The organism is Deltaproteobacteria bacterium, assembly GCA_005879535.1.
In the GTDB taxonomy this organism is placed as follows: domain Bacteria; phylum Myxococcota; class Myxococcia; order Myxococcales; family 40CM-4-68-19; genus 40CM-4-68-19.
Genome location: VBKI01000067.1, coordinates 71,143 through 83,101 on the forward strand (window position 1 = coordinate 71,143; position 11,959 = coordinate 83,101).

Below are 11,959 nucleotides of genomic sequence, written 5' to 3' on the forward strand. Positions count from 1 at the left end.
GCTGCAGGCGTTCGCAGATGCCCTGCCGGTTCCGGCGATGGTGATGGACGGCCGCCGCATCCTGGGCGGCTCGGGATGCGGAAAGACTGATCGTTACCCGTCGAGCAGGTCGAGAAGCGGGTCGAAGTGGATCGACGCTTCGTCCCAGGGATTCCAGTCCGGGAAGGCGCCGTCGTCCGTCATGTACTGATACGCCACGGCCGCCTTGTTGCTCGTCACCTGGTTGCCCGGAAGAGGCGACGTGAGCGCATAGGTGAGCGTGGCGAAATGATTGGGACTGTAGCTTGCCTGCCAGGCCGGAAACGAGGTCGGGACCTCGGTGCCTTCCTGGATCACCATGGTGTCCACCGTTCCGATGTAGCTCGGCACCGTGGGCGCGCCGGGGTTGCCAATGACGAGGTCGAAGCCCCGGCTCCGGGCGTAGGAGGCCAGCGTCGCGTAATAGCCTTCCACACCGGCGGTGTTGCTCATTTGGTCCAGGAACACCGCGCTGACGTTTGGATACCAGGCTCTCCAGTTCGCGATGTCCGCCTCGACCGTGGTCAGCGAACGCCTGCCGTAGTCGGTGTAGACGTACCCTGCGACCTTGCAGCCGGCGCTGGCCAGCAGGTCGATCCCCCTCGTCCAGGACGCGTCCCGCGAAGGCCCCGGCCCGTTCTGGTTGTTGACGATGGGGATCAGCGCCAGGCCGGGCTTTCGCTGGTGCGCATCGGCAATGGCCGTCCACGTCGAGCTCACCGCCGAGCCGGATTCCGCGGGCCAGCTGTAGAGCGGGATGATGCTGCCACCGACCTGGTAAATCGCGGTGTAGGTCACGCTGGTCTGGAAATTGACGCGCCGAAGCCAGGTCGCGTTGCCGTCCTCCCAGCGCGAAAAGCGGTAGTTCCGATAATCGGCGGCCGTGATCGTGTAGTCCTGCCCGGCGCACAAGTCCGGAACGGTGACCGGCGTCCAGCCCCACGCGAGCGTCGTTCCATCCTGTTGCACGGTCACGTAGAGCCCGGTCAGATCGAGGGCGGGATTGTCCAGCGCGGCGCTGCGAATGGTCACCGCAGGACCGCCGGGGCAGGCAGCTTGCGCCGCCTTGCCACGACCGGCTCGCAAAGCCAGAAGATCGTCCTCGACGCCGCCGCAGCCGGCAAGTGCCGCAATCAACGCTGCCGACAGATACCTCACCCTGGTCCTCGCGGCCTGGCGAGAAATCCTACGTCCCGTACACCGTCGCCTGAAGCAGGTGTTTTCCCGAGGGCAACCGTGGAATTTCACGGACGTCGCCTTGGGGAGCTCCGCCGGGTTACGCTGCCGCCGTGCCGAAGAAGAAGCCGTTCAATAATCCGTTCGGCGGGATCAAGCTTCCTGAGGCGCCGAGGCCTGCGCCCAAGGCACAACCGCCGCCTCCGGAGGCCTCGCCTCCCCGCCCTGCCGCCGAGCTGACGGAGGACGAACTGTGGACGGTGGCCGTCGACGGCGCGAGGCCGCTTGTGGACCGCAGCGGCCGGGTCAAGCCCGGCCCGCAGCGGCTTTCGGTGGCGCCGCTGGAGCTGGATCCCGATCTCGAAGCGTACGACGAGCTGCGGGCGCTGGTGACCGGTGAGGTGCCGTTCGACATCTCGGACTCGGACGAGTTCATCGAGGGGCACGCGCGAGGCCTCGATCCGCGGGTCGTGAAGAGGCTGCGCCGGGGCGAGTTCGCCGTCCAAGGGCACGTCGACCTGCACGGGATGCTCAAGGACGAAGCGAAATCGGAGCTGGAATCGTTTCTCGTCAGGGAGCGCCAGCAGGGAAAACGATGCGTCCTCGTCGTACACGGCCGCGGACTGCACTCGAAGGACCAGGTGCCGGTCCTCAAGGAAGCGTTGAAGCGCTGGATGCACACGGCGCGTTTCGCCCGCCACGTGCTCGGCTTCTCCACGGCGCGCCCACACGACGGCGGCGGCGGCGCCATCTACGTCCTTCTGAAACGAAATTGAAGTCTTCAGATCGAGGTCTTCAGACTTAGCGGCCGAAAGAGGTGGCGGCGGACTGGGTGAGCGCGGCGAAGGTGCCGGGCTGGATGCCCATCCAGAGGACGATCAAGGCGCAGCCGGCGATGGCGAGGCCCGCCGAGAGCAGGCGGCCGCTCTGGACGGCCTCGCCCTTGCCGCTCGGGTACATGTACACGTACACCACGACGCGCAGGTAGTAGTAGAGACCCGCCACGCTGGTCAGCACGCCGAGGACCGCCAGGGGAGTGAGCCCCGCCTCGATGCCGGCGCGGAACACCGTCAGCTTCGCCATGAACCCCGCAGTCGGCGGCACGCCGGCGAGGGAGATCATGAAGAGGGACATGGCGGCCGCGAGGCCGGGATGCCGCTCCGAGAGCCCCGACCACGACGACAAGTCGTCCGCCGACCCGGTCAGCGCCAGGCGCCGCTCGATGACGGCGACGACGCCGAACGCTCCGATGATCGTCGCTGCGTAGGAGGCAAGGTAGAAGAGCAGGCCCTGCGTCGCATCTGCGCGCACCGCCCCGGAGCGCTGCATCGAGGCGACGGCGATGAGCAGGTAGCCGGCGTGCGCGATCGAGGAATATGCCAGCATGCGCTTGACGCTGCGCTGGGGAATGGCGAGCAGGTTGCCGACGAGCATCGTCAAGCCCGCGAGCCAAACGACGAGGCGACTCCAGTCGAGCACGACCTGATCGCCTGCCGGCCCGAATCCGGAGACCAGGATCCGCACCAGGACGGCGAACGCAGCGGCCTTTACACCCGCTGCCATGAAGCCGGTGACCGGAGCCGGAGCGCCGTCATAGACGTCCGGAACCCACATGTGGAACGGCACCGCGGCAACCTTGAACGCGAAACCGGAGGTGAGCAGCGCTGCCGCGCCGTAGAGGAGGCCGCCGGTTCCGGCAGGTCCGCCGCGCCCCACCGCGATCGCCACGTCGGCGAGGCGCGTGGAACCGGTAGCGCCGAACGCGAGTGCTGCGCCGTACAGGAAGACGGCGGAAGCGAAGCTCCCGAGGATGAAGTACTTGAACGCCGCCTCCGCCGGACGCTTGCCACGGCGCAGATACGCGCACAGCGCGTAGACCGCGAGCGACATCACCTCCAGCGAGATGAAGACGACGATCAGGTCCGTCGCCTGGGCGAGCAAGCACATTCCCGCCGCGGAGAAGAGGGAGAGCGCATAGAACTCTCCTCGCGTCGCGTGGAGCGACTCGAGATACGAAAAGGCGACGATGCAGGAGAGCAGGAGCGCCCCGCAGACCACCGCCGCGACCACGCGCCCGAATCCGTCGCTGACCGCGGCGCCGGAGAACAGCGGCACCGCGGGATCGCCCATCTGGGCGACCGCTGCCCACAGGCCCCCTGCGGCGAATGCGGCCGCCACCCATGCCTGGTAACGCCTGTCGGGCGGAGACTCGGCCGCCTGCGGCTTCGCGTCGGATCCCGGCGGGAGCGAGCGTTGCGCGGCTTCGGCGAGCCCGGGGGACGGCCCCAGCACCGCCGGCTTCACGGTCCGCAGGAAGACCTCGCTGGTCAAGAGCAGCAGCGCACCGATGCTCAGGATCAACGCCGGCAGCACACCGTAGAGGTCGTTCGGGTCGAAGTTCATCGCCCGAGCTCCGCCTTGCGCACTGGCCGCTCGGCGCGGGTCACACGCTGCACGAAAGCGTCGACCGGCTCCTTGATGGCGGTGAGCAGCGGCTGCGGCGCGAATCCGATGGCGACGATGGCGATGAGCAGCGGCGCGAGCGTGAACCACTCCCGCACCGTCAGGTCGGCGAGGCCGTGTGCCGCGGCCTTCCTCGGGGGCCCGAAAAACACGCGCTGGTACATCCACAGCATGTACACGGCGCCGAGAATGACGCCGGTAGCGCCGACGACCGCGAGCGGCACCGCCCCGCGGAGGACCTTCGACGTGAACGTGCCGATCAGGACGAGGAACTCGCCGACGAAGCCGTTGGTGCCCGGGAGGCCGATGGACGACAGCGTCACGATCAGGAAGGTGGCTGCGATCGCCGGAGTCACGCCGGCGAGGCCCCCGTACGCCGCCAGATCGCGGGTGTGCGTACGCTCGTAGAGGATGCCGATCATCAGGAACAGCGCGCCGGTGGAAATTCCGTGGTTCACCATCTGCAGCACGGCGCCGCTGACCGCCTCCGGCGTCAGCGCGGACAGACCGAGCATCACGAACCCGAGGTGGGCGACCGATGAGTACGCGATCAGGCGTTTCAGATCCGTCTGCGCCATGCACATGAACGAGCCGTAGACGATCCCGATCACGCCCAGGACGGCCACCGCGGGCGCCCAGGCCAGCGCCGCCTGCGGGAACAGAGGCATCGCGTACCGGATGAACCCGAAGGTCCCCATCTTCAGCATGACGCCGGCGAGGATGATGGAGCCGGCGGCGGGCGCTTCGGTGTGAGCGTCCGGCAGCCAGGTGTGCAGCGGCCAGATCGGCACCTTGATGGCGAAGGCCAGCGCGAAGGCGAGGAACAGCCACCGCTGCGTGGAAGCGTCCACCATCCCGGCATTGAGCAGGTCGACGTAGTCGAAGCTCTTCCGCCCCGAGTTGCTCCAGAGCCAGAAGATGGCGAGCAGCATCAGCACCGAGCCGATGAAGGTGAAGAGGAAGAACTTCACCGCGGCGTAGATCCGGCGCTCGCTCCCCCACATCCCGATCAAGAGGTACATCGGGATCAGCATCGCTTCCCAGAAGACGTAGAAGAGCACCAGGTCCAGCGCCGCCAGCGTGCCCAGCATCGCCGTCTCCAGGAGCAGGAGCGAGATGCAGTACACCTTGACCCGCTCCTGGATGTACTTCCACGAGCTGAGCACGACGATGGGACCGAGGAGGGCGGTGAGGAGGAAGAGGAGCAGCGCCACCCCGTCGAGCCCGACGTGATAGCTGAACCCCAACGCCGGGGCCCACTCGCTCTTCTGTTCGAACGCGTACCGCCCCGGTGCGGCCCGGAATCCCGTCCAGAGCGGGATCGAGAGCAGGAACGTGAACAGGCTGAAGAGGAAGGCGATGCCCTTGTGCTGCCCGCCTTCGCCGCGCGGCAAGAGCGCGACCAGGACGGCGCCGAGCACCGGGAGGAAGGTGACGATCGTCAACAGATGGGCCTGGATGAATTCCATCAGCCCCTCACCAGGAAGACGTAGAGCAGCGCCGCAACGCCGAGCGCAGTGACCGCCGCGTACCGCTGGACGTCGCCGTTCTGGAACCTGCGCGCCATCGCGGAGATCCAGGCGATGAGCGAGGGAATCCCGTTCACGAACAGGCCGTCGATGATCGTCGCGTCGACGAATCGCCAGAGGCCGCGGGCGAGCGCCCAGATCGGACGCACGACGGCCCAACCGTAGAGCTCGTCGACGTAGAGCTTGTTGGCGAGGGCGCGGCGCAAGCCGCGGACGCGCGAGGTGAGCAACTCGTCGCCGGCGAGTCCGCGCTTGAAATAGAGCGCGTAGGCGCCGGCCCAGCCCGCCCACCCGACGATCAGCGCGATGCCGTAGCCGAGATATGGCGCGAACTCCTCGGGCGCGCCGCCGCGCGGCCGCGAGAACACGCCTTCGGTAAAGTGCTCCCACGTCCATCCCTGCAACGCGGTGCCGTGCACCCACGACTGCGGCAGGCCGAGCACGAGGCCGACCACGGACAGGCCGGCCAGGATCCAGAGCGGCAGCGTCATCACCGAGGGACTCTCGTGAGGGTGGACGCTCTCGGGGCCGCGATACTCGCCGGAGAAGGTGAGGAAATAGCAGCGCCACATGTAGAAGCTGGTGAGGAAGGCGGAGAAGGATCCTACGGCGTAGATCAGCGGCCCGAGGAAAGTCAGGTGCGGTCCGGAGTACCCCAGGGTCAAGAAGCCGAACGCGCGCGTGTGCAGCGCCTGGCCGAGGATCTCGTCCTTCGAGAAGAAACCCGAGATGGGGAGGATGCCGGTGATGGCGATGGTGGCGATCAGGAACGTCGTCCGCGTGGATGGCATGTATCTGCGCAGCCCGCCCATGCGCTGGATGTCCTGCTCGCCTTGCAGCCCGTGGATCACCGCCCCGGAGCCGAGGAAGAGGCAGGCCTTGAAGAAGGCGTGCGTGACCAGGTGCATCGTGCCGGCGAAGAATGCGCCGACGCCGACGCCGATGAACATGAACCCGAGCTGGGACACGGTGGAGTAGGCGAGCACCTTCTTGATGTCGTTCTGCGACGTCGCGATCAGCGCGGACCAGATGGCGGTGAGCACACCGACCACCGCGACCACGGCCATGATCCCCGGCGCCGACACGTAGAGGTGGCTGAGCCGCGCGACCATGTACACGCCGGCCGTCACCATCGTGGCGGCGTGGATCAGCGCCGAGACCGGCGTTGGACCAGCCATCGCGTCCGGGAGCCAGATGTAGAGGGGAAGCTGCGCGCTCTTTCCCGTGGCGCCGATGAACAGGCAGAGGGCCGCGATCGACGCGACACCGAGCGGCAGCGCCGCGGAATTCACCTGCGCGAACCCGACGCTGCCGATCTGGTTGAAGAGGATGAAAATCCCGATCAGGAACCCGAAATCCCCGATCCGGTTGACGATGAACGCCTTGCGCCCCGCGTAGGCCTTCTCCTCGTCGGTGAACCAGAACCCGATCAACAGGTAGCTGCAGAGGCCTACGCCCTCCCAGCCGACGAACATCGCGACCAGGTTGTCGCCGAGGATCAGCGTGAGCATCGCGGCGACGAACAGGTTCAAATACGAGAAGTACCGCCAATACCCGGGATCCTCGTCCATGTAGCCTACGGAGTAGACGTGGATGAGGAATCCGACGCCGGTCACCACCAGGGTCAGCGCTCCGGACAGCCGGTCGAACGTGAACGCCATGTCCACGCGCAACGACCCCGCCGAGAACCAGTTGAAGGCGAGCTCGTGGAAGAGCTGAACCTGTTCGCCGAGCCCCATGAACGCGCGCAGGCCGACGAGGAACGAGAGCAGCACCGAGGCCAGCGCCACCGCGTAGACCCAGCCCTTGGGGAGCCACTTGCCGGCCAAGCCACAGACGGCGGCGCCGATCAGGGGCAGCAGCGGGACGAGGTGCAGCCAGGTGACTTCCACTCTTCGGCTCCTAGAGCTTCAGCGTGTCGAACTCGTCGACGTTGACGGAAGTGCGGCTGCGGAAGACGGCGATGATGATGGCCAATCCGACGGCAGCCTCGGCAGCCGCCGTGGCGATGACGAAGAACGCCGCCGCGTGCCCGGAGAGGAAGCTTCCCATCGGCGGGTTCGGCACCAGCGGAAAGCGCGAGAACGCCAGGAACGTGAGGTTGACCGCGTTGAGCATCAGCTCGATGCTCATCAGCACGATGATCGCGTTGCGCCGCAGGACCACACCGGCGGCGCCGAGGGCGAACAGCAGCGCGGCCAGGACGAGGTAGTGCTGGGCCTGGTGGGCGTGGAAGAAGTCCATCAGATCTTCCCTTTGGCCACCACCACCGCTGCGACCACCGCCACGAGCAACAGGAGCGAGGTGATCTCGAACGGCAGCACCGAGGCGAGATAGAGCGTCCGCCCCACCGCCTTCACCCCGCCGAATCCGGCGACGACCATCGCGTTGTCGCGCACGGGACCGCCGGGATAAGCGGGGCCGAGCGCCCGCCAGGCGATCACGCCGGCGCCGGCCACGACCGCGGCCACGCCGATCGCCTTCCACGCCGTCCAGCGCGCCTCGCCCAGCTCCTCCTCCTTCAGGTTGAGGAGCATGATCACGAAGACGAACAGCACCATCACCGCGCCGGCGTAGACGAGGATCTGGAGGATGGCGATCAGGTGCGCGGCGAGCAGGACGTAGATGCCGGAGAGGAAGAAGAAGCAGCCGACCAGCGAGAGCGCGCCGTAGATCGGGTTGCGGCGGAAGATCACCTGCGCCCCGGCGAGCAGCACTCCGATGGCGAACAGGTAGAAGAGGATTGCCTCGGCCACGTCAGCCTCGCACCAGCGCGTCGAAATCGCCGCGGAACTTCTCGATGTAGCTCTTCGCGGGCATGGCGGCCCCGTCGGCCAGCGCGCAGATGGTCTTCATCTCCATCTGACGCGCGATCTGGTGGACGTTGTCGACGTCCTGTTTCTCGCCCCTGCCGGCGACGATCTTGTCGAGGAGCCGCGAGAGCCAGGCGGTGCCTTCGCGACAAGGGGTGCACTGGCCGCAGCTCTCGTGGGAAAAGAAATGCATGAGATTGGCGAGCGCCTGCGCCATGTTCACGGACTGATCGAGGTAGACGACCGCTCCCGACCCCGCCATCGTCTTCTTCGCCTTCAGGGTATCGAAATCGCTGGCCCACTCCGCCTCGGCGGCGGTCATGATCGCCGACGAGGCCCCACCCGGGATGATGGCCTTCAGCGTCGATCCCTCGCGCATGCCACCGCAGTACTCGTCGAGCAGCGCCTTGAAACTGATGCCCATCGGGGCCTCGTACACGCCCGGCTTCTTCACGTGGCCGCTCACCGCGTAGAGCCGGGTCCCACCGTTCTTCGGCGTCAGTCCGATCCGGCTGAACTCGTCTCCGCCCATGGTGAGGATGGGGGGCATGTTCGCCAGGGTTTCGACGTTGTTCACCGCCGTAGGCTGCTTGAATAGACCGCCCCCGGCGTTCGCGGGAAACGGCGGCTTCAGCCTCGGATAGCCCTTGCGGCCCTCGAGCGATTCGAGCAGCGCCGTCTCCTCGCCGCAGATGTACGCGCCGGCGCCGAAGACCGCGTGCACTTCCAGATCAAATCCGGAGCCGAGGATGTTCTTTCCGATGAAGCCGGCCGCGCGCGCCTCCTCGACGGCCTTCTCCAGCCGCGCCATGGCGCTCTCGCGGAACTCGCCGCGGCAGTAGACGTAGCTCGCGTGGCAGTCGATCGCGTAGCACCCGATGATCAGGCCTTCGACGAACAGGTGCGGGCTCCGCAACAGGATCTCGCGGTCCTTGAAGGTTCCCGGCTCGCCCTCGTCGGCGTTCACCACCAGGTACTTGGGAAAGCTCGTCTCCTTGCGGACGAAGTTCCACTTCATTCCGGTCGGGAATCCCGCGCCGCCGCGACCGCGCAGGTTCGACTTCACCACCTCGTCGACGATCTGCTGCGGCTGCATCTTGAGCGCCTTCGGAAGCGCCTGGTACCCGCCGCCGCCGCGGTACGTGTCGAAGGACCAGCTCTGCGGCTTGTCCCAATCCGCGGTGAGGATCTTCGGGCCGGTCATCGCTTCGGCTCCGCGCTGCCCGCCATCGCTTTTCCTGGGCGCTCGCGCAGCTCCTGGATCAGCGCCTGGAGCGAGTCCGGCGTGACGGTCTCCACGAAGGTGAAGTTGTTGACCAGCACGGCCGGCGCTCCGCCGCAGGCGGCGAGGCAGGCCACTTCCTCCAGCGAAAAGTGCCCGTCAGGGGTGGTCTGGCCGGGCCGGATGCCGAGGATCTCCGAGCACTGCCGCAGAACGTTTTCGGATCCCATCGCCCAGCAGGAGATCGAGTTGCAGACGCCGATGTGATGCCGGCCGACAGGCCGCAGCCGGTACATCGTGTAGAACGTCGCCACTTCGCGGACGCGGACGGGCGGGACGTCCATGCGAAACCCGACGTACGCCATCGCCTGTTCGGAGAGCCAGCCGAGCTCGTCCTGCGCGAGATGCAGGGCGGCGAGCAGCGCGGCCTTGCGGCGCCCGGACGGATACTTCGCGATTGCCCGTTCGAGTCCCGCATCGAAGCGCTGCTGCTGCTCGGCCGTGAACGGACTCTCCACCGGGCCCGTCTGCGTTCCGAGGGCAATCATTGCGGCGCGGACGTGTATGGCGTGCGCGGGGGGGTGTCAACTGTACAGTCTCGGAATTAGCCGCTAAGCCGCCTCCGGCGGCCGCGGCTAAGCCGCCTTCGGCGGTCCGACCAAGCCGCACCTTTCGGTGCGGCAGCGGCTAGCGCAAGTCGAGAACGCGCAGCGAAGCGAGCGCCGCCAGCGTCCCGAGCACTTCGTTCTCCGGCTTGCCGGCGACCTTCACCAGATCCGCGACGGTGCGGTTGCCATCGCAGCGCGGCAAAAGGTGCGCTTCCCAGGCCTGCAGCTCCACGTCGCTGAGGTTGAACGAAGGCTCCTGGCTCGGGGTCGGCCGCGCCGACTGCGGCATCAGCCGCTTGAGCCGCTCCGGCTTGTAGAGCTTCTTCACCCCTCGCATGATCAGGTTCGCCGGATGGATGTCGAGCTTGATCGCCTCCTTCCGCGCGCGCGCCTGGAAAGAAAGCGTGAAGATGCCCTCCTCCCAGGCGAAGACCGAATAGAGGATGCTCTTGATCTGCTGGCCGACGTAGTAGAGGCGCTCTTCTTCGTTGAGCGCGCCCATCTCGATGAGGACGTCGCCGGTACGCTTGCTGCCCGACGCTTCTTCCGCGGCCTGCTTGAGGGTCTGCTCGTCGATCTTCCCTGCCCGGACCAGGAACTGGCCGAGCCGGTCGGCGACCAGGTTCGAGAGCGCGAACACCGGGAACCCGCTCTCGAAGAAGATGATCTTCTTCACCTGTCCCTTCATCAGGCCGAGCTCGCCGGTCTCCTTCGCGTTGTAGAACGCCGCGAGCAGATGAGGCAGATTGTCCTTCAGGTCCCCGCGGCGGATTCCATCCTTCTCCGCCAGCGGCTGCAGGATCGGCTCCGGTTCGGACGCCCGCGCGATAGGACCCGTGTTCACCTGCGCGGCGCGCACCCTTGGCTGGCGCCCCGGCTCCCCGCGCATCCGCGCGACCTGTTCGCGGTTCATCGGCCTGAGCTGCAGGGGCGAGGTTCCCTGCATCGACCCGGATTTGAGATCGATGCGGGCGGTCAGCTGCATGGCCTCCGCCGCCTCCGCCACCTGTGGTCCCGACTCCACGTCGAAGGCCATCCGCTCTTGGCCCCGGCCCGAGACGGGAACGGCCTTGCGCACTGCGTCGAGCAGCGCGCTGCGCTCGAATGGCTTCTCGAAGAAGGCCAACGCGCCGTACTTGTGCAGCGCCGTATCCGCCGCCTTGCCACCCTTGTGGACGCCGGACATGAACACGAACGGCACGCGCAGGCGTTTGAGCGCCTCGGCTACCTCGTACCCCATGAGATCAGGCAGCAGGACGTCCAGGACGGCGAGGGCCGGCTTCTGCTTCCGCGCCAGATCCAGCGCGGTCCGGCCGCGCGACGCCGTCTGGACCAGGTACCCGGCTTCCTCGAAGGCGGATGAAAGAAGAGTGAGCAGCTCCGGATTGTCGTCCACCACGAGGATGCGGGGAGCAGACACCCATCGAGCCTACGATGCGTTTCCGGCTGCGGCAAGCATGGCACGTCCCGGGCGGCGGACGGTTGATCCCCTCGGAACGGAATGTTAAGCAGGCTCGCTTTTTCCATCTGCTCGGAGGCGACCATGCGTCGCATGTCCGCGAAATTCCTCCGCCATCGGCTGCAAGAAGGAGCAGCAGGGCGGCGGAAACGTGGGTGCCGCTGATACAGGAGTCATCAAGGTCGGTGAAGTTGGCTCGATGACCGGCACCGAAGCAACGTTCGGCACCTCCAGCGACCGCGGCATCCAGCTCGCGGTCACCGAGGTCAACTCCCAAGGGGGAATCAAGGGCCGGCAGGTGCAGGTGATCGCCCTCGACGACGAAGGAAAACCCGAGGAAGCGGCCACCGCCGCCACGCGCCTGATCTCCAGCGAGCACGTGACCGCGCTGCTCGGCGAGGTCGCCTCGACGCGCTCGTTGTTCATGGCGCCGAAGGCGCAGGCGGCGAAGGTGCCGATGGTCTCTCCCTCCTCGACCAACGAGAAGGTCACCGCCGTCGGCGACTACATCTTCCGCGCCTGCTTCATCGACCCGTTCCAGGGCTACGTGATGGCGAAGTTCGCCACCGAGACGCTGAAGCTGAAGAAGGCCGCCATCCTTCGCGACGTGCGCAACGATTACTCCGTCGGGTTGGCAAAGGTCTTCAACGACAACTTCACGAAGATGGGCG

Annotated in this window: 10 protein-coding genes and 1 pseudogene (1 of these 11 cut by a window edge); 2 read left to right on the forward strand and 9 right to left on the reverse strand. The window is 66.8% G+C overall.

Annotated features, from left to right (window positions below; genetic code table 11):
• Positions 1-93: 93 nt before the first annotated feature.
• Positions 94-1,266: a hypothetical protein gene (locus E6J58_14285; protein TMB36370.1), complete on the reverse strand. Its 1,173-nt coding sequence runs from the start codon at positions 1,264-1,266 to the stop codon at positions 94-96.
• A gap of 41 nt (positions 1,267-1,307) precedes the next feature.
• Here E6J58_14285 and E6J58_14290 point away from each other — a divergent pair, with 41 nt between their 5' ends.
• Positions 1,308-1,970: a DNA mismatch repair protein MutS gene (locus tag E6J58_14290; protein ID TMB36371.1), complete on the forward strand. Its 663-nt coding sequence runs from the start codon at positions 1,308-1,310 to the stop codon at positions 1,968-1,970.
• A 25-nt stretch (positions 1,971-1,995) separates the two neighbouring features.
• Here E6J58_14290 and E6J58_14295 read toward each other — a convergent pair whose 3' ends face one another.
• From E6J58_14295 to E6J58_14330, 8 genes are all read right to left on the reverse strand, one after another.
• A complete protein-coding gene (locus E6J58_14295; protein ID TMB36395.1) occupies positions 1,996-3,324 on the reverse strand; it encodes an NADH-quinone oxidoreductase subunit N in 1,329 nt (442 codons plus the stop codon).
• Positions 3,325-3,593: 269 nt separating this feature from the next.
• Entirely contained in the window at positions 3,594-5,126 is a 1,533-nt protein-coding gene (locus tag E6J58_14300; protein TMB36372.1) for an NADH-quinone oxidoreductase subunit M, read from the reverse strand.
• Complete coding sequence (gene nuoL / locus E6J58_14305; protein TMB36373.1) at positions 5,126-7,078, reverse strand: NADH-quinone oxidoreductase subunit L; 1,953 nt, start codon at positions 7,076-7,078, stop codon at positions 5,126-5,128. The genes E6J58_14300 and nuoL overlap by 1 nt, the downstream gene beginning before the upstream one ends.
• Positions 7,079-7,088: 10 nt before the next feature.
• A complete protein-coding gene (gene nuoK / locus E6J58_14310) occupies positions 7,089-7,430 on the reverse strand; it encodes an NADH-quinone oxidoreductase subunit NuoK (GenBank protein ID TMB36374.1) in 342 nt (113 codons plus the stop codon).
• Positions 7,430-7,942 (reverse strand): NADH-quinone oxidoreductase subunit J, encoded by a 513-nt coding sequence (locus E6J58_14315; protein ID TMB36375.1) that lies wholly within the window; start codon positions 7,940-7,942, stop codon positions 7,430-7,432. Before E6J58_14315 ends, nuoK begins: the two co-directional genes overlap by 1 nt.
• Before the next feature lies 1 nt (position 7,943).
• Positions 7,944-9,203, reverse strand: coding sequence for an NADH-quinone oxidoreductase subunit NuoF (gene nuoF, locus E6J58_14320; GenBank protein TMB36376.1), 1,260 nt, complete (start codon positions 9,201-9,203; stop codon positions 7,944-7,946).
• Complete coding sequence (locus E6J58_14325) at positions 9,200-9,769, reverse strand: NAD(P)H-dependent oxidoreductase subunit E (protein TMB36377.1); 570 nt, start codon at positions 9,767-9,769, stop codon at positions 9,200-9,202. Before E6J58_14325 ends, nuoF begins: the two co-directional genes overlap by 4 nt.
• A 139-nt stretch (positions 9,770-9,908) precedes the next feature.
• A complete protein-coding gene (locus E6J58_14330; GenBank protein TMB36378.1) occupies positions 9,909-11,249 on the reverse strand; it encodes a response regulator in 1,341 nt (446 codons plus the stop codon).
• A 238-nt stretch (positions 11,250-11,487) separates the two neighbouring features.
• On the opposite strand from E6J58_14330, the pseudogene E6J58_14335 reads away from it, so the two are divergent.
• Positions 11,488-11,959 (forward strand): annotated as a pseudogene (locus E6J58_14335) (ABC transporter substrate-binding protein); it runs 507 nt beyond the window's last position.